This window comes from Paraburkholderia sp. PREW-6R, from assembly GCF_039621805.1.
Taxonomy (GTDB): Bacteria; Pseudomonadota; Gammaproteobacteria; order Burkholderiales; family Burkholderiaceae; genus Paraburkholderia.
On record NZ_CP155075.1, the window covers coordinates 368,444 to 385,238 of the forward strand.

A 16,795-nucleotide genomic window follows, 5' to 3' on the forward strand; every position below is an offset into this window, starting at 1 on the left:
TTCGAATGATCTGCAAAAAGGGGCAACAGGAGAAGACATGTCAGAAAGTGGCGAAGTGTATGAGCGGCTCGCAATACGGGACTTGCTCGAAGACTGGGTAGTACTGAGAGACGCGGGCGACTGGACCGGTTTTCGCAAGGTATGGCACGACGACGGCCGCATGATGGCAACGTGGACTCAAGGTACGGCCGACGAATTCATTGCGATGAGCGTCGCGGGCTGGGAAAAGGGCGTCAGCATCCTGCATTTTCTTGGCGGCACGTCGATCACTCTTGCGGGCAATCGTGCCATCGCGCAAACGAAGATGACCATCTCGCAGCGCGGCACGCTGGAAGGTGTGCTATGCGATGTCGTGTGCACGGGGCGTTTCTATGATTTTCTCGAGAAACGTAATGGACGGTGGGGCCTCGTGCTCCGTCAGCCTATCTATGAAAAAGATCGGGCCGATCCCGTCGATCCTTCTGCGTCGCTAAAGCTCGATCAGACGCTGCTTGATCGTTTCCCGGCGGGTTATCGCCATCTGGCTTATCTGCAATCGCAAATTGGCTACACGGTGAAGCTGAACATGCCGGGCCTGAAGGGACCGGAAGTCGAGGCGCTTTACGAAAGCGGTCGCCGATATCTGCACAACGACGCGCCGGCAGTAGCGCCGACATTCTGAGGAGACACCGTGGCATCCATTAATCTGTTCATCAACGGCGCAGACGCGGCGGCGGCCAGCGGCAAGACTTTCACGCGTTCGAATCCGGTGAGTGGCGATGTGGTGAGCACCGCCGCCGCGGCCGGCCCTGCCGACGCTGTGCGTGCAATCGAGGCTGCACAGGCCGCGTTTCCGGCGTGGTCCGCTACGCCGCCGGCCGCTCGCAGGGCGCTGATGTTGCGCGCGGCGGAGCGTTTGCTCGAATCGAGCGACAGCATCGTCGCGATGATGGTCAAGGAAACGGGTGCGGCCACGAGCTGGGCGAGCTTTAACGTCAAGCTGGGCTGCGATCTGTTACGCGAAGCGGGCGCGATGACTACGCAGCTGACCGGCGATGTCATTCCAACTGAAAAGGCCGGTTGTCTGTCGATTGCCTCACGTGAGCCTTGGGGCGTGTGTCTCGGCATCGCACCGTGGAACGCGCCAATCGTGCTGTTCGTTCGCGCGTTCGCGATGGCCGTCGCGTGCGGCAACACCGTCGTGCTGAAATCGTCCGAGCTGTGTCCCGGCACGCACTACCTTATTACGAAAGCCGTCACAGAGGGCACGTTTCCGCCCGGCGTCGTCAATCTTGTGAGCCATGCGGCCGAAGACGCCCCCGAAGTCGTGCAATGTCTGCTCGCGCATCCGGCGGTGCGGCATATCAACCTCACGGGATCGAGCCACGTCGGAAGCATCATCGCGCGCCAGGCGGGCGAGTTGCTCAAGCCGGTGTTGCTCGAACTCGGCGGGAAATCGCCGATCGTCGTACTGGAAGACGCGAACATCGACGACGCCGTCGACGCAGCGATCTTCGGCTCCTTCATGCATCAGGGGCAGATCTGTATGGCGACAGGCCGCGTGATCGTCGTCGACGAGATCGCAGACGTGTTCGTCGAGCGCTTCGCCCGCAGAGCGGCGAGCCTCGAAGCCGGCGATCCGGACGCTGGCGCGGCGCTGGGCGCAATGATCAGCGAGGCATCGGTCAAGCGTGTGAACGCGCTGATCGACGACGCGATCGCGAAGGGCGCCGAACGCAAAAGCGGCGGCGTGGCGCGCGGCGCGATCATGAACGCCACGGTGCTGGATCGCGTAACGCCCGACATGGACATCTATCGCGCCGAAGCTTTCGGGCCCGTCGCACCTGTGATCCGCGTGCGTGATGACGAGGAGGCGATTCGCGTCGCCAACGATACGGAATACGGTCTCTCCGCTGCCGTATTCAGTCAGAACATCAATCGGGCGCTGACCGTTAGCCGCCGGATCGAAAGTGGAATCTGTCATATCAACGGGCCGACGATCCAGGACGAAGCGCAAATTCCGTTCGGCGGTGTAAAAGCGAGCGGTCACGGCCGCTTTGGCGGTCGTGGCGGAGTAGAAGCGTTCACCTACTCACGCTGGATTACCGTTGAAACGCAAAGACCTCACTATCCGTTCTGATTGATACAGCGCGGTCCCAGGCCGTTCAGCGGCGTGGGGTCTGCGCAGTTCAAAGAAAGTAGGATTACTAATTTAAAGATACAACCGTTGGCATGGCTGCTACACGAGGAGACAGACGATGAGCAAGATTTCATTCAAAGGTAAGCACGGCGTTCGTTCACTGGCGCGCATGGCGTTGGGCTCAGCAACCAGTGTGTTGATGGCGGTGTCGAGTGTGGCAGTTTACGCGACACCCGCAAAAGTACCGGGCATCTATTTCGGCATCGGAACAGAGTCGAGCGAGTACTGGGCCGCGACCGTGGTCGGCGCGAAGGCGGTAGCGGCTTCCGTGAATGCGCGACTGCAGGTCATGACGAGTGAATTTCAGGGGCAAAAATTTCTGCAGGACTACGGCGCGATCTTCGCGGCGGGCTGCAAGGATTGCGTGGCGATTCTCGACCCTGTGTCGAGTGCATTCACGAAAGCGATCGTGGATCGCGCAACGGCGGCGGACGCCAAGGTCATCACGATCTGGAATCGGCCCGACAACATCCATCCGTATGACATGGACTCTGATAACTGGGTCGCCCACATTGCGTTTGACGGTGTCGAGTCGGGTTACAGAAACGGCTTGGCGCTCTGCAAGGCAATCGGTGGAAAAGGCGGCGTAGTGGCGATCGAAGGCGTAGCGGACAATCCGTCCACCAAACAACGCTTCGCGGGTCTGACAAAGGCGTTGGCGGAATGTCCCGGCATGAAGCTGCTGGACAGACAGTACGCCGATTGGGACCAGACAAAGGCGCAAGTGCTGACGCGTGGCTGGCTTGCGCGCTACAACGGCAACCTGAAGGCGGTTTTCTCCGAGAACGATTCAATGGCGATCGGCGCCGTCGCGGCGCTCAAGGAACGCGGCCTTGCCGGCAAGGTTGCCGTATCGGGCAGCGACGGCTCGGTTGCCGCACTGAATCTCATCAAATCGGGCGACATGGTGTCCACCATGTGGATCGATGGCGTGATGCAGGGTGCGTTCGCTACTGCTCTAGGTTACGGCGCGGCGTCCGGCGACATCGACCTGCACAAACTTTCGCATGCGCAACGCGATGTGTACCTCAAGCAAACACTGGTCACGAAAGACAACGTGGACGAGATCCTGAACCACAAGGTCGATCCGGCTGATTACACCTATGAAAAGGTCAAGGCGAGAATGTGGCAGGGCGTGGCAAGCCAGATTCCCGCTTCTGCATTCAAGTGAACTTGCGTGAAGGGCGCAGCGGCCACCACGTCCGCTGCGCTCCGACGTGCTCGCCCACCATCCAACACACTCAATTGCGAAACTGGCCGGCCAATCTCATGAACCTGTTCCGCTCCCACATTCGCGACCGGGGCCCCTTGCTCGTGCTGCTGGTGCTCGTATCGCTCTTTTCATTCGCAGGTGACGGCTTCGCGAGCCTCGACAATCTGCTCTCTATTGTCGAAACGAGCGCCATTCCTGCCATTGCCGCAGTCGGGCTGACGTTTGTCATGCTGCAAGGGTCCATTGATCTATCTGTAGAGGGTATTGCCTCACTGGCCTGCATTCTGGCGGGTTTGTATGTCGGCAATACGATCACGGCGCATCACGACCTCGGCGTCGCGCTCGTCATATCGCTCGGAGCGGGGTTGCTGTTTGGCGTATTCAACGGGTTGATGTATACGCGCTTGCGGATCCCATCGCTAATCGTGACGCTGGGAACGTGGTTCGTGGCAGGCGGACTCGCCACGTATCTGTTTCCGTCGCGGCAGCCGCAAATCACCGACACCAATTTCCTCTCGCTTGCGTTGAGCAAACACTTCGGACTGAGCGGCATTGTGTACGTGGCGGTTCTGGTCATCGCGATCGCATGGATCGTGCAAACGCGCACAAGGATCGGGCGGCTCAGTTATGGGATTGGCGGAGACGAAAGACTGATCCGGCTCGCGGGGTTGAATGTCGACCGGATCAAGCTCGTCGTCTTTGCAATGTCGGGCTTTCTGTCTGCGCTTTGCGGAGTACTGCTTGCGGCGCAACTTGGCGTGGGCAATTCGAGGGCCGGGGATGGTCTGCTGTTTCCTGCCATCAGCGCGGCCGTGATCGGCGGAACCTTGCTGAGCGGCGGACGAGGCGGCGTTCTCCAATCCCTGACGGGCGTGCTTATTCTGTCCGTGCTGCGCAACGGGCTCCTTCAGGTGGGCCTCGACCCCCTGCTTATTCAGGTCGTGGAAGGCGCCACGATAGTGCTGGCCGTCGTGGTGGGATCGTGGCATCTGCGTGCAAAACTGAGGGTTGCGAAATGACACAGGCAATCTATGAAATGCAGGGCCTGACGAAGCGGTTCGGGCGGGTCACGGCGCTCGACCATGTCGATCTGCGCCTGAACGCAAATGAGGTTGTCGGCTTGATCGGCCAGAACGGCTCGGGCAAGTCCTCGCTGATGAAGACGATGGTCGGTGTGCAACAGCCTGACGACGGCGTGATGAGGCTGCGCGGCGAGGAAGTGCGTTGGCGCTCCACCGCCGACGCCGCGCGCCGCGGTATCGGACTCGTCCATCAGGAGCAATCGCTGATTCCGAATCTGACTGTCGCGGAGAACATCTTCCTCGACAAGTCCTGCGATTTTTTCCGCCACGGCTGGTATCGCTGGGAGCGATTGCTCGCTGCGGCCCGGGTTCAACTCGACAAGGTGGAACTCGATATCCGGCCCGACACGCTGGTCGAGAAACTGGGTTTCGCACAGCGCCAGATGGTGGAGCTTGCCAAGGTGCTATCGCTGGAGGAAATGGTCGAGGACGATCTCGTCATCATGTTCGACGAACCGACGTCCATGCTGAGCGACCCGGAAATCGAAGATCTGTTCCGACAGATACGTCGGATACGCCACCGCTCGTCCGTCGTGTTCATTTCGCATCGGATGGACGAAGTGCTGGAACTGTCAGACCGCGTCTACGTATTGAGCGATGGCAGACAGGTCGCCGAGCGCGTGCGCGGTGGTGTCGATGCGAAGGAGCTCTATGAACTGATGGTCGGCAAACAGCGTACCACCGCGAAGCGAACCGGCAGCGCCCGCCCGGCGAGCGTTCGTCGGCCAGTGCTGCAACTGGACGACGTGCAAATCGCCGCAAGTGTAGGTCCGGTTTCCGTGTCCGTCGGCGCGGGAGAAATCGTCGGCTTGATCGGCGTGCAAGGCTCGGGCGCGGAAACGCTGTGCCGCTCCCTGTTCGGGCTTGAAGAGGTGAGCGCAGGCGCGGTGTCGTTCGAAGAGAAAAAAGTCGCCATTCGCTCGCCTACGGATGCAATCCGCCGCGGTATTGGGTATCTGCCTGCGGAACGCAAGAAAGAGGGCATGCTCACGGGCATGAGCATCGCGGACAACATGACGCTGACGTTCGGTTTCGACTACGCACACGCTGGCCTCTTCGCGGACCACGCAAAGGAGCGGGATCAGGCGCAGAACTGGGCGGCGCGACTAAGGGTGAAAGCGTCGTCTCTTGACGAAGACATCGAGCGGCTGAGCGGCGGCAATCAGCAGAAAGCAGTGCTCGGCAAGTGGCTGATGAGCCGCAATCTGAAGCTGCTTGTGATGGATCATCCCACGCGAGGACTCGACCCCGGCGCACGCGGCGATCTGTTCGAGACCATGCGTGAGCTGGCGGCAGACGGTCTGTCGATCCTGTTCGTAGCGGACACGCTGGACGAGGTGATTCTCGTCAGCGACACGATCATCGTGATGCGCGACGGCAAGGTCAGCGCGAAGTTCGAAGACGTCGCATCGGCGGCGCCGGCCGAAGAAATTATCGTAAGAGCCATGGTATGAAGATCACTCAATACTCCCCGGGCAACGGCGAAAGTGGTGCGAGCGTCAAACCCGACTCAGGCAACGAAACACGGAATGAGCGTCCGGGCGCGCTGCGCACTGCGGGACCGTTGATCGTGCTGTTCTGTCTGGTCGTGGTGGTGGGTGTGGTGTCGCCTTCCGCATTGTCGCCGCGCGCGCTCGCTTCTTTCTCCGTGGATGCGGCACCGTTGCTGCTGCTGGTCATCGGTAGCACGATCCCTATCCTGATCGGAGGAATCGATCTTTCGGTTGCAGCCATGGCGACCATTGCCGGCGTGAGTGTGAGCCTTTTCGCGCCCACGCTGGGTTCGTGGGCGGTTGTCGTCACGCTTCTTCTCGCGGTGGCAACAGGTGGATTGCAGGGGTATATCCACGCGAAGTGCCAGGTGCCTTCGTTTGCGGTCAGCCTCGGCACGCTCGGCGTGCTGTCCGGGCTTGCGATGTTCCTGACGGGGGCGTCTTCGGTTCCCATCGGCGCCGGGCTGCGCGTGTTCGATGCCATCACGTCGCATACGCTGGGCATTCCGAACTGTGTGTTCGTGGTGCTGGTTGTCTGGCTCGGACTGGTCGCGGCCATGCGCTATCTGAAACTCGGTCGCCATGTGTACGCAGTCGGCATTCAGGAACGCGCGGCGGTCATGTCCGGTGTAGACGCCTCCAGAACGCGCGTGGTGGTCTTCGCTCTGTCCGCCCTATGTGCGGCCATGGCCGGAGTGCTGTACGTCTCTCAAACGCTCTTTTCGTCGCCGACGCTGGCTCAGACCATGGTTCTTCCTGCGATCGTCGGCGTCGTGCTCGGCGGAACGGCGATTTCAGGGGGTGTCGGGAGTATTGGCATGAGCATCGTGGGCGGACTGACTGCGGCGTTTTTGCGTATTGCGTCGGTCGTGATCGGTCTGCCGCCCACCACGCAGGATATCGTGTACGGTCTGGTGGTTTTGACCGCTGTCGCGGTGACGCTGGATCGTGAAAAGCTCGGGAGTGTCAAATGAGCAGTTTTATCACCGGTTCGATTTCGGAGATACAAAGTGAGTGATTCAATGTCAAGGGTCGCCCTCGTGACCGGCGCATCGCGCGGACTCGGTGTGGCGATGGCGAAAGCGCTCGCGCGCGACGGTTGGACCGTCGCCGTCAACTACGCGAGCGACACGGCTGGCGCGCAACGCGTGGTTGCCGCCATTGTCGATGCGGGTGGCCAGGCGGCCACGGCGCGCTTCGACGTGACAGACGAGCAGGCGGTGCGTGATGGCATTGCGAAAATCGTGACGACGCTCGGACCTGTCGAAGTGATCGTCAACAATGCCACCGGCCCGCAGCCCTACATTCCGGTCGCAGAGCAGACGTGGGACGATTATCTGAACCAGTTGCGATTATTCGTCAAGGCGCCGTTGCTGCTGCTGCAGGCCGTGTTGCCCGACTGGCGTCGACGGAAAACGGGGCGGGTCATCAACATCGGCAGTGAAGTCGTGGACATCGGCAACCCGCTGTTCGGGCACTACGTCGCGGCGAAGGGCGCGATGCTCGGACTCACTCGTTCATGGGCACGCGAACTCGGACCCGAGGGCATACCGGTCAATCTGGTGGCGCCGGGATGGATTCCGGTCGAGCGTCACCAGGACGACGACCCGCAAATGCTCGAAGAGTACCGGCGCCATACCGCGCTCGAGCGTATCGGTTCGCCCGATGACGTCGCAGCGCTCGTTGCGTATCTCGCATCCGACAAGGCGAATTTCATTACCGGCCAGACTTTTGCTGTGAACGGCGGACGCACGCTCGCCTGATTTTCGAAGCCCACTACTGGATGGCGCGACTCAACCATGTCCAAAGAAAAATCGATTTGCCTGCTGGGTGCGGGGCGTATTGCGAAGGTTCATCTCAGGTCGCTGTCGGCGCTCGGCGCAGCCCAGGTCACCGCCGTCGTCGACCCGGCACGCGAGGAGGGCGAGCGCGTTGCCAACGCGATCGGCGCGATCTGGTATCCGGATTTCGAGCGTGCCTGTAGCGATCAGGTCTTCGACGGCGCGATCATCGCAGCACCGACGAGCCTGCATGCGTCGTTGATCGAAGCCTGCGTGAAGCGCGAGCTGCCCGTGTTCTGCGAGAAGCCTGTTGATCAGTCGCTGGAGCGCGTGGACGCCTGCCTCCGGATGGTCGAAGCGTCGGCCGTGCCGGTCCTGATCGCATTTCATCGCCGCTTCGACACGGCGCGCCGCGAGGTTCATGCGATCGTGCAATCGGGCAGACTCGGTCGGCTCGAACATATCCTGCAGATCAGCCGCGATCCGCGTCTTCCTGACGAAAGTTTCATCGCACACTCAGGCGGTATCGTCAAAGACATGCTGATTCATGATCTGGACGAATTGACCTGGCTGTGCGGTACAGGAGCTGTTTCAGTGCAGGCCGATCTGAAGCGCTTCGTCGATCCTCCCTTGCTCGCCAGATATGACGACTACGATACCGCTGCGATCACGATCGTGTTCGAGGGCGGCCCGCAATGTCAGCTGTCAGCGAGCCGCCGTTGCGCATACGGCTTCGATCAGCGTCTGGAAGTATTCGGTGAGAAAGGCATGGTGTCGTGTCCCAACATGCATACCAGCACGATTATCTCCGCCGGGCGCGAGGGCTTCGTGGGCGCGCCGCTACTCGATCATTTTCCGCAACGCTACGAGTCCGCCTACGCCGCAGAAATGCGCAATTTCATCGACGTTCTCAATGGAAGCGCGCAACCGTTCTGCACCGTTCGCGATGCGCGCGCCGCGCTGGTACTCGCCGAACTCGTTCTTGAGTCTGTGCGCACCGGCGCGCTGGTACGTACCGAATCGCTCTAACGGCTCCGTCCTCGAGGTGGAAAGTGGCAAACGATAATTTTACTTACGAGATGCGGGCCGCCCGTGTCGTTTTCGGCGCGGGCAAACTCGACACGCTTCGGGACGAAGCCGCGCATCTCGGGGCGAAGAGAGCGTTGGTCCTTTCCACGCCCGAACAGGCGGACCTTGCGCAGAAAGCCGCGGCGATTCTCGGTGACAGGGCCGTGGGTGCCTTCGACAAAGTGGCGATGCACGTGCCGATCAACATCGCGATCGAAGGCCGCGAGGTGGCGAACCGGCTGAATGCCGACTGTCTGGTCGCGATGGGCGGCGGTTCGACAACGGGGCTGGCGAAAGCGATTGCGCTCGAAACAGGGCTTCCGATACTCGCGATTCCCACTACTTACGCGGGTTCGGAAATGACCGCCGTGTATGGCATCACGGACGGGGGCGTCAAGACTACGGGAACCGATTGGCGCGTGTTATCAAAAACTGTGATCTACGATCCCGGATTGACGCTGACGTTGCCGGTGGCTTTGTCGGTCGTGAGCGGTCTCAATGCGATTGCACACAGTGCCGAAGGCCTCTACGCGCAGAATGGCAATCCCGTTATCAGCCTGATGGCCGAAGAGGGAATACGGGCGATGGTGGCAGGGTTGAGAAAGCTGGTGGAGAGCCCGATGGATAGGCCAGCGCGTTGCGACTGTCTGTACGGTGCGTGGTTGTGCGGCATGGTGTTGGGAAGCGTTGGCATGGCGCTGCATCATAAGCTCTGTCATACGCTTGGCGGCAGTTTCGATCTGCCTCATGCGCAAACCCATGCAGTGGTGTTGCCGCATGCGATCGCATACAACGCCGTGGCCGCGCCCGATGCGGCCGCACGGATTTGCCGTGCACTAGGTACCGAGAATGGTAACGCCGGCGGCGCCCTGTTCGATCTCGCACAATCTCTCGGTGCTCCAGTTTCACTGAAGCAGATCGGCATGAGAGAGGCCGAGCTTGACCGCGCGACTGATATCGCGCTGCAAAAGCCTTACTGGAATCCGCGCGTGATCGATCGTGCGGCGATTCATGCACTCCTTGGCGCTGCTTTTGACGGGTCCAGGCCGGATGAATGAGGGCGAGCCGAGCTTCGACTGAATACCCATCGATGTCGGCGCTGACGGCGTCGTTGAAGGACTGCCTGCCGGGAGGAACGAACGATTAGCAAGAGCGCCTGAATTTTCGGATCAGAACGTCTAACCGATCCCTGTCTCCGTCAACTGGGAGGCGTTTGGACTGCGAGAGGACGACCATCCCATGCAGCGCGCTCCACAGCACTTCGGCCGTGAACACCAGATCTTCCTGATCCGGCCCGAGTGCGGTGACCAGCGCGTCGAAAGCGTCCCGGAGTGCCGTCGGCGTTTGCTCGCTGGCAAACAACAGTTCGGTCGGCGAGACGAACATCGCCTCGTAGACCACCGGCTGTGAAGCGGCGAATTGCAGATAGGCGGTGCAGGCTGCGTGCAGGGCGTCGGCGCTGCCAGCTGCGTTTTTTAATTCGGTCGCCAGCTGTTCAAACCCTCTCATGGCGATCGCCGCCATGATCTCAGCCTTGCCTTTGAAGTGGCTGTACAGGACCGGCTGGCTGTACTGGATCAGCGCGGCGAGGCGGCGCGTTGTGACTGCCTCCCAGCCTTCCGCCGCGGCCAGTTCGAGCGCGGTATTCAGGATGAGCTCATAGCGCGCTGCCCGCTCGCGCGCCTTTCGTTTAACGATTGACATCCGTCGATACTACCAATGGACTGTTTTCTGTCAACGCTAGAATTCTTATTGACTTCAAAATCTAGCAACGCTAGATTATCTACTAACGACAGGAGATGTCCACCATGACCCATCCCCACCTACTGATCCAGACCGGATACGTGCTGTGCGCGCTGATCGCGATGGCGATTATCTTTCTCGGCTCTCGCTTCTGGATGGCGCCCGCCGGAGCATCCGCCGAGTTTGGCATTGCCGCCTCGCCGCCGCTGTCGCGTAGTTTCAATGCGTGGCTTTCCGTGAAAGGGACACGCGACGTGGCTTCCGGACTTTTCGTCATTCTGCTCATGGTGAATGGAACGCCCCACATCCTCGGCGAATTCATGCTCGCCGCAAGCCTCATCGCTTTCGGTGACATGGTGACCGTCCTTCGCTCGGGCGGAAGCAAGGCCCTCGCCTTCGGCATGCACGGCTTGACGGGAGTGGTCATCGTCGCCACCGGCGTGTGCCTGATCGTCGGCGCCAGCTAGAAACAGACCTCAACCCTCAACCCTCAACCCTCAACCCTCAACCCTCAACCCTCAACCCTCAACCCTCAACCCTCAACCCTCAACCCTCAACCCTCAACCCTCAACCCTCAACCCTCAACCCTCAACCCTCAACCCTCAACCCTCAACCCTCAACCCTCAACCCAGGAAAGGACGGAGCATGGCAACCTCAACGCACGCTGATCTGGTGAAACTCGGCCACCTCTTTGCCGAGATCATGTCCAGCCATGATGTGACGCGCCTCGACGAGATCAAGGCACCCAACTATGTGAACCACAACGCCTTCGCCGAACCGGGGCTGGAGGGTTCAAAAAAGGTCCTCGGGGCTATCATCGCGGGTGTGCCCGACCTGAAGGTGACGGCGGAAGACGTCATCGTCTCGTCGGATGGCTCGCGTGTGGTCGGCCGCTACCGCTACGACGGCACGCACACCGGAAACTTCCTGGGCTTCCCTGGCACCGGCAAGCCCTTCGCCATGCGCTCGATTGACATCTGGCGGGTCGAGAATGGCAAATTCGTCGAGCATTGGGACGAACTCAATACGCTGGACGTCTTCATTCAGATTGGCGCTGTCCCGCCGCCTCGCCAGCCGTCATGAACCGCGTCGCGAAGCTGACTCGGGCGGGTTGCGGTGTGAAGATCGTTCCAGCATCGCGCCTGGTGCGGCTAACCGATGAACCCTCGACAGCGGACCGCCACGCGGACCTATGAGATGGGCGTCTACTCGCTGCGCACGAAAGACGTGCGTGCCGGTATCATCCAGAGATCAACGCAACGCGGAGCGCGAACATGCGAATCCTGGTGGTCGAGGACGAGCTGAAAACGGCGGCTTACCTGAAAAAAGGCCTGGAAGAATCGGGCTATGCGGTCGACGTCGCCCATGACGGCCCGCAAGGGCTGATCCTCGCGCAGGAAGAGGAGTACGACGTGATCGTGCTCGACGTGATGCTGCCCGGCATGGATGGCTGGGCGATCGTCAAAACGCTGCGCAACACGCGCACCACGCCCGTGCTGTTCCTCACGGCCCGCGACGAGGTGGACGACCGCGTGCGCGGTCTCGAACTGGGCGCGGACGACTATCTGGTCAAACCCTTCGCCTTTGTCGAGTTGCTCGCGCGCGTGCGCACGCTTGCCCGACGCGGGCCGCCTCGCGAAAGCGAATTCATCAAGGTTGGCGATCTCGAAATGGACGTCAATCGCCGGCGTGTGAAGCGCGGCGGCGCGCGCATCGATCTCACCCCGCGCGAGTTCTCGTTGCTGCAACTGCTCGCACGCCGCCAGGGCGAGGTACTGAGTCGCACGCAGATCGCGTCTTACGTCTGGGATATGAACTTCGACAGCGACACCAATGTTGTCGAGGTCGCGATCCGTCGGCTACGCACGAAGATCGACGACAATTTTCCCATCAAGCTGATTCATACGGTACGCGGCGTCGGTTACGTGCTTGAGCTCAAGGACGCGGTCTGATGCGGGGCCGTTCACTCGCGGCGACATTGGCGTTTGCATTCGGCGTCGCGACGTTAGCGGTCTTCGTGCTGGTCGGCAGTTATCTGTATCTCGCACTCGAGCGGCAGATCAAGACCCAGGACAATCTGGATATCGTACTCGCCGCCCGCCATGCGCGCCGGCTCGGGGAGGAACTCGAAGCGGCCAGGGGCATCAGCGAACACGGCGACCGTCTTGTCAGTACCGTGCTCGGCAATGAAGTGATGTCGATGGAAGTGTTTGGACCGGACGGGAGCCGCGTGATCGAACACAATGCTGCCAGAACGTTCTCTGCGCCTGACGGCACTTCGATTGCCGCGCTGCCGCCGCTCATCCGCGTGCCGGCTACGGCGCGCATAGATGATAGCGATATCGGCGAATGGACCGGCCGCGATGGCGCGCCGATTCGCGGCATTCTGACCGATGTCCGCTTGCGGGATGGCGAAGTGGCGAGCGTCCTCGTCGCACGCAACATGAGCGATCACTGGTTGCTACTCGACCGCTACCGCGACACGCTTCATCTTGCCGGCGCGGTCGGCGTTCTGCTTGCAATGGCGTTGAGTTATGTGCTCATCCGCGCGGCACTCAGGCCATTGCGCGACATCGCGGCGAGCGCGGGACGGGTAACAATCAACCGGCTGAACACGCGGATCGAGGCAACCCGCGTGCCTCGTGAACTGGCGACACTGGTGACGGCGCTGAACGCGATGCTCGACCGCGTCGATCTGGGCTTTCAGAGGCTGTCGCGGTTCAGCGCCGACCTTGCCCATGACATGCGTACCCCGATCAGCAACATGCGTGGCGCGGCCGAGGTTGCGCTCGCAAGACCGCGCTCCCCGGAAGAGTACGAAGCGCTGCTCGCTTCGAATCTGGAAGAATGCGACCGGCTGTCGCGCATGATCGAGAACGTGCTGTTTCTCGCTCGCGCGGAACATCCGCAATTCATCAAACACATGCGCGAGTTCGACGCGGGACAGGAGCTGATCCATATCGCGGACTATTTCGAAGGTGTCGCTGAGGATGCGCATGTCGCAATACGTGTAAGCGGTACGGCGCCGGTCACGGCGGACCTCGAATTGTTCCGTCGCGCTGTGAGCAACCTGCTGGCCAACGCGATCCGTTACACGCCGCCTGGTGCGGAAATAACGCTCGAGGCGAGCGCAACCGCTGGCGAGGTGCGGGTCAGCGTGTCGAATCAGGGGGTGCCGATTTCCCCCGAACATCTCGAACGGATCTTTGACCGCTTCTACCGGGTTGATCCTTCACGCAGCGCGTTGCCGTCGGCGGGCCTGTCGATGGGATCGGCGGGTTCGACCGGGCTGGGTCTGGCCATCGTGCGAACGATCATGGAACTGCATGGCGGTTCAGTGCACGTCGAAAGCAACGCGCAAGTCACGCGCTTCACGCTCACATTTCCGCGCGCGCATTGACCGGTGCGGGAACGGTTGCGGTGACGTCCAGCCCCGGTGTTTCGTGTGCCGCGGCGTTGGCGGCATCGTGGCCCGGTTGAGCCGGCATTGCGCCCGCCCACGTGCCCCCTAGTGCTTTCAGTAGCGATACGCTCGCTTCAAGCCGGCGCGCCGCGATCTGATCCGCGGTACGCTCGTTCGTCAATGCGATTGTCTGGGCGGTGACTACGTCGAGATAGCTGACTGCGCCTGCCTTGAAGCGATTGGTCGTGAGTCGTAGCGACAGTTCGGCGGCGGCGCTCGCGCGTTGCTGACTGGCCGCTTCGTCGGCGAGCGAGTGGAGGGCTGAGAGGTTGTCCTCCACCTGCTGGAACGCGACGAGCACCGATTGACGGTAGTCGGCCACCGCGCCGTCATACTGCGCGGTCGCCCCATGCAGGGTGGCGCTATGTCTGCCGCCGTCGAACAGCGTGCCGACGAGTTGCGGCCCGATCGACCAGAACAGACTCGGCGCGCTTAGCCATGGCGCAAAAAAGGTACTTTCGAGCCCGGCGCTCGCCGAGAGCATCAGGTCCGGAAAAAAGGCGGCGTGTGCCGCGCCGATCTGCGCATTGGCCGACGCGACGCGTCGCTCGGCCGCGGCGATATCGGGCCGCCGTTGCAGCAATTGCGAAGGCACGCCGACCGGAATCGTCGGAGGCGCGACGTCCGGGCCGCCTGGCTGCAGCACGAACGTCGACGCCGGGACGCCGATCAACGTAGCGATGGCGTGCTGCATCTGCGCGCGGCTCACATCGATGTCGGTATCCTGGGTGCGGGTGGCTTCGAGTTGAGCGGTGGCCTGAGCGACAGCCGAGGCGTCGATCGCCCCGTCTTTCAATTGCTGCTGCAGCAGGCTCAATGCCGCAGCGTAAGCATTGACGCTGTTGTCGAGCAACGTTTTCTGCACGTCTAGCGAGCGTAACGCGAAATAATCGGCGGCGAGGTCTGCGCTCATCGACAGGCGTACTGCTTCGAGGTCGGCCGCGCTGGCTTCTGCGTCTGCCTGCGCGCCCGCGACGGCGTCACGGACCCGGCCGAACAGATCGGGCTCCCATCCGGCCGATACGCCCGCCGAATAGTCCGGCACAGTCTTGCCGGCAAGTGAGCGTCCTTCGACGTTCTGCGAGGTCCGTGAACGGCTTTGCGAAACGCCGGCGGTGATGGTCGGGAAGAGTCCCGCGCGTTGATAATCGACCAGTGAACTCGCCTGCTGGAGTTGCGAGACGGCCTTGCGTACCGTCTGATTCGATACGTCGATACGCGACTCGAGCTGGTTGAGTACCGGGTCGCCGAACAGCGTCCACCATTCACCGCGCGGCTTGGCGTCGGCGGGCGCGGCGCGGGTCCAGCCAGCCGCTGCGCCCGCGAATTGTGCGGGCACGTCGGTGGTCGGCCGCTGGTAGTCGGGAAGCGTCGAGCACGCGGTGAGCGTCTCCAGCAGCACACCCAACACCGCGAGCGTGAGACCACGGCGCAGGTTCCGCAGCGGAGCGCGCTTATCAGACGGGGCAAAGGTCTTCACGATAACGGCTCCTCAACCGTGGGTGGGCGGCGCGATCTGCACGGCTTGCCCGGCATCGAGCGAGTCGCCCGGGTTGTCGATCACCCGGTCGGTTTGCGCCAGTCCCGTCGTGATCTCGACGTGGGTGCCGAAGTCGCGGCCAATGTGCACTTTCTTCAGCACCGTACGGCCATTGCTGTCCACCACGGCGACCGTCACGCCGTCCGGACGAAACAGCAGTGCGCTGACGGGAAGATCGAGCGCCGGCGTCGACGAGTTCAATGCCAGATGGACCTGCGCATAAGCCCCCGGCATCAAGGCACCGTCCCTGTTGTCGACGTCCACCTCGACGCGCAAGGTACGGCTCGTCGGGTCGATCGAACCGGTACTGCGCACCACGCGCGCGTCGATATGGCGGCCGGGATATTGCTGGACACTCAGGTAGACGGCGGTGTCCGGCGTGACGAACGGCGCATCGTTCTGCGGCACGTCGACGAAGACGCGCAACACACCGGTCTGCTGGATATGGAACAGTTCACCGGACTGGCCGGCTGTGCCGGGCGTGCCGCCCGCCGTGACCAGCGCGCCAACATCGACGTTGCGAGCGGTAATCACGCCGTCGAACGGCGCTGTGATGTCCTCGTACGAGACCAGTTCGGCCAGATGGGCGACATTGGCTTGAGCGGAGGCCAGCATCGCGCGGCGCGCTTCCATGTCGTTCTGCTTCGTGTCGGCGTCCTGCTGCGCGACCGACTGCGTTTTCAGCATCTCCTGCCAGCGCTGCGCGGTGGCCTTCGCGTAGTCATAGTTCGCCTGTGCGGTGGCCTCGTCGGCCCGCGCCTGACGCAGTTGCGCGTCGAGCTCGGGCGCCTGGATCGTCGCGAGCGTCTGGCCGCTTTTGACCTTGGCCCCAATGTCGCTCGTCCAGTGCGCCAGATAACCACTCGTGCGCGCATAGATCGACGCTTCGGCGAACGGCGTCACCGCGCCGGGCAACCGCAGTTCGCTGGCCGAGGGCGCCACACGTGGCGTAATGACGGAGACGCTCAGCATACTTTGCGCGTCTGTCTGTTGCGTCAGACTGGCGCTTGCCTGCAGGCGCGGCACGATGCCGGCGAGCAGCAAGGCGCAGGCGACGCCAGCCAGCGTGAAAGGCCAGTACCGCCGACGACGTCTGGTGGAGTTGCCGGAGTCTCGCAGTCCTGCGTTCGCCGCAGTCGCCGTTGCCTGCGCGACGGGTATTGCATCGTTCGCAGGTTGCCCGTTGGGCTTGCCGGCGTCGTCGGGCGTGGGTGGAATGGAGGCGTCGTTCAT

At 61.9% G+C, this 16,795-nt stretch carries 16 protein-coding genes; 13 read left to right on the plus strand and 3 right to left on the minus strand.

Annotated features, from left to right (window positions below):
* The first annotated feature begins 37 nt into the window (after nt 1–37).
* From AAGS40_RS26240 to AAGS40_RS26280, 9 genes are all read left to right on the plus strand, one after another.
* Nucleotides 38–661 carry a nuclear transport factor 2 family protein gene (locus AAGS40_RS26240; protein ID WP_345817434.1) on the plus strand — a complete coding sequence of 208 codons (624 nt, stop codon included), beginning with the start codon at nt 38–40 and terminating at the stop codon, nt 659–661.
* 9 nt (nt 662–670) lie between these two features.
* A complete protein-coding gene (locus tag AAGS40_RS26245) occupies nt 671–2,119 on the plus strand; it encodes an aldehyde dehydrogenase (protein WP_345817435.1) in 1,449 nt (482 codons plus the stop codon).
* A 118-nt stretch (nt 2,120–2,237) separates the two neighbouring features.
* A complete protein-coding gene (locus AAGS40_RS26250) occupies nt 2,238–3,350 on the plus strand; it encodes a sugar ABC transporter substrate-binding protein (RefSeq protein ID WP_345817436.1) in 1,113 nt (370 codons plus the stop codon).
* A 98-nt stretch (nt 3,351–3,448) separates the two neighbouring features.
* Nucleotides 3,449–4,411, plus strand: a complete 963-nt coding sequence (locus tag AAGS40_RS26255; RefSeq protein ID WP_345817437.1) for an ABC transporter permease — start codon at nt 3,449–3,451, stop codon at nt 4,409–4,411.
* Nucleotides 4,408–5,928 (plus strand): sugar ABC transporter ATP-binding protein, encoded by a 1,521-nt coding sequence (locus AAGS40_RS26260; protein WP_345817438.1) that lies wholly within the window; start codon nt 4,408–4,410, stop codon nt 5,926–5,928. The genes AAGS40_RS26255 and AAGS40_RS26260 overlap by 4 nt, the downstream gene beginning before the upstream one ends.
* Nucleotides 5,925–6,941, plus strand: a complete 1,017-nt coding sequence (locus tag AAGS40_RS26265; protein WP_345817439.1) for an ABC transporter permease — start codon at nt 5,925–5,927, stop codon at nt 6,939–6,941. Before AAGS40_RS26260 ends, AAGS40_RS26265 begins: the two co-directional genes overlap by 4 nt.
* A 48-nt stretch (nt 6,942–6,989) precedes the next feature.
* Nucleotides 6,990–7,730, plus strand: coding sequence for an SDR family oxidoreductase (locus AAGS40_RS26270; protein WP_345817440.1), 741 nt, complete (start codon nt 6,990–6,992; stop codon nt 7,728–7,730).
* A 36-nt stretch (nt 7,731–7,766) separates the two neighbouring features.
* Nucleotides 7,767–8,777: a Gfo/Idh/MocA family oxidoreductase gene (locus tag AAGS40_RS26275; protein ID WP_345817441.1), complete on the plus strand. Its 1,011-nt coding sequence runs from the start codon at nt 7,767–7,769 to the stop codon at nt 8,775–8,777.
* Between the two features lie 50 nt (nt 8,778–8,827).
* Nucleotides 8,828–9,874 carry a maleylacetate reductase gene (locus tag AAGS40_RS26280; protein ID WP_345817597.1) on the plus strand — a complete coding sequence of 349 codons (1,047 nt, stop codon included), beginning with the start codon at nt 8,828–8,830 and terminating at the stop codon, nt 9,872–9,874.
* An 85-nt stretch (nt 9,875–9,959) separates the two neighbouring features.
* On the opposite strand, the gene AAGS40_RS26285 is transcribed toward AAGS40_RS26280, so the two are convergent.
* On the minus strand, nt 9,960–10,520 hold the full coding sequence (locus AAGS40_RS26285; RefSeq protein ID WP_345817442.1) for a TetR/AcrR family transcriptional regulator: 561 nt from the start codon (nt 10,518–10,520) through the stop codon (nt 9,960–9,962).
* A gap of 95 nt (nt 10,521–10,615) precedes the next feature.
* On the opposite strand from AAGS40_RS26285, the gene AAGS40_RS26290 reads away from it, so the two are divergent.
* From AAGS40_RS26290 to AAGS40_RS26305, 4 genes are all read left to right on the plus strand, one after another.
* Nucleotides 10,616–11,026, plus strand: a complete 411-nt coding sequence (locus AAGS40_RS26290) for a DUF4267 domain-containing protein (protein WP_345817443.1) — start codon at nt 10,616–10,618, stop codon at nt 11,024–11,026.
* Between the two features lie 178 nt (nt 11,027–11,204).
* The gene (locus AAGS40_RS26295; RefSeq protein WP_345817444.1) at nt 11,205–11,642 is read left to right on the plus strand and encodes an ester cyclase; all 438 of its coding nucleotides are present in this window, start codon (nt 11,205–11,207) and stop codon (nt 11,640–11,642) included.
* A gap of 191 nt (nt 11,643–11,833) precedes the next feature.
* Nucleotides 11,834–12,511, plus strand: coding sequence for a heavy metal response regulator transcription factor (locus AAGS40_RS26300; RefSeq protein WP_345817445.1), 678 nt, complete (start codon nt 11,834–11,836; stop codon nt 12,509–12,511).
* Nucleotides 12,511–13,959, plus strand: coding sequence for a heavy metal sensor histidine kinase (locus AAGS40_RS26305; RefSeq protein ID WP_345817446.1), 1,449 nt, complete (start codon nt 12,511–12,513; stop codon nt 13,957–13,959). Before AAGS40_RS26300 ends, AAGS40_RS26305 begins: the two co-directional genes overlap by 1 nt.
* Here AAGS40_RS26305 and AAGS40_RS26310 read toward each other — a convergent pair.
* Together AAGS40_RS26310 and AAGS40_RS26315 are read right to left on the minus strand one after the other, a co-directional pair.
* Nucleotides 13,937–15,457: an efflux transporter outer membrane subunit gene (locus AAGS40_RS26310; RefSeq protein WP_345817598.1), complete on the minus strand. Its 1,521-nt coding sequence runs from the start codon at nt 15,455–15,457 to the stop codon at nt 13,937–13,939. The two genes, AAGS40_RS26305 and AAGS40_RS26310, sit on opposite strands and share 23 nt — an antisense overlap.
* 57 nt (nt 15,458–15,514) lie before the next feature.
* Nucleotides 15,515–16,795: an efflux RND transporter periplasmic adaptor subunit gene (locus AAGS40_RS26315; RefSeq protein WP_345817447.1), complete on the minus strand. Its 1,281-nt coding sequence runs from the start codon at nt 16,793–16,795 to the stop codon at nt 15,515–15,517.

What these genes read in the sequence shown, in the direction of transcription:
- AAGS40_RS26240 (WP_345817434.1), top strand. Translation starts at nt 38, where the DNA reads ATGTCAGAAAGTGGCGAAGTGTATGAGCGGCTCGCAATACGGGACTTG.
- AAGS40_RS26250 (WP_345817436.1), top strand. Translation starts at nt 2,238, where the DNA reads ATGAGCAAGATTTCATTCAAAGGTAAGCACGGCGTTCGTTCACTGGCG.
- AAGS40_RS26255 (WP_345817437.1), top strand. Translation starts at nt 3,449, where the DNA reads ATGAACCTGTTCCGCTCCCACATTCGCGACCGGGGCCCCTTGCTCGTG.
- AAGS40_RS26260 (WP_345817438.1), top strand. Translation starts at nt 4,408, where the DNA reads ATGACACAGGCAATCTATGAAATGCAGGGCCTGACGAAGCGGTTCGGG.
- AAGS40_RS26265 (WP_345817439.1), top strand. Translation starts at nt 5,925, where the DNA reads ATGAAGATCACTCAATACTCCCCGGGCAACGGCGAAAGTGGTGCGAGC.
- AAGS40_RS26270 (WP_345817440.1), top strand. Translation starts at nt 6,990, where the DNA reads ATGTCAAGGGTCGCCCTCGTGACCGGCGCATCGCGCGGACTCGGTGTG.
- AAGS40_RS26275 (WP_345817441.1), top strand. Translation starts at nt 7,767, where the DNA reads ATGTCCAAAGAAAAATCGATTTGCCTGCTGGGTGCGGGGCGTATTGCG.
- AAGS40_RS26280 (WP_345817597.1), top strand. Translation starts at nt 8,828, where the DNA reads ATGCGGGCCGCCCGTGTCGTTTTCGGCGCGGGCAAACTCGACACGCTT.
- AAGS40_RS26285 (WP_345817442.1), bottom strand. Translation starts at nt 10,520, where the DNA reads ATGTCAATCGTTAAACGAAAGGCGCGCGAGCGGGCAGCGCGCTATGAG.
- AAGS40_RS26290 (WP_345817443.1), top strand. Translation starts at nt 10,616, where the DNA reads ATGTCCACCATGACCCATCCCCACCTACTGATCCAGACCGGATACGTG.
- AAGS40_RS26295 (WP_345817444.1), top strand. Translation starts at nt 11,205, where the DNA reads ATGGCAACCTCAACGCACGCTGATCTGGTGAAACTCGGCCACCTCTTT.
- AAGS40_RS26300 (WP_345817445.1), top strand. Translation starts at nt 11,834, where the DNA reads ATGCGAATCCTGGTGGTCGAGGACGAGCTGAAAACGGCGGCTTACCTG.
- AAGS40_RS26305 (WP_345817446.1), top strand. Translation starts at nt 12,511, where the DNA reads ATGCGGGGCCGTTCACTCGCGGCGACATTGGCGTTTGCATTCGGCGTC.
- AAGS40_RS26315 (WP_345817447.1), bottom strand. Translation starts at nt 16,795, where the DNA reads ATGAACGACGCCTCCATTCCACCCACGCCCGACGACGCCGGCAAGCCC.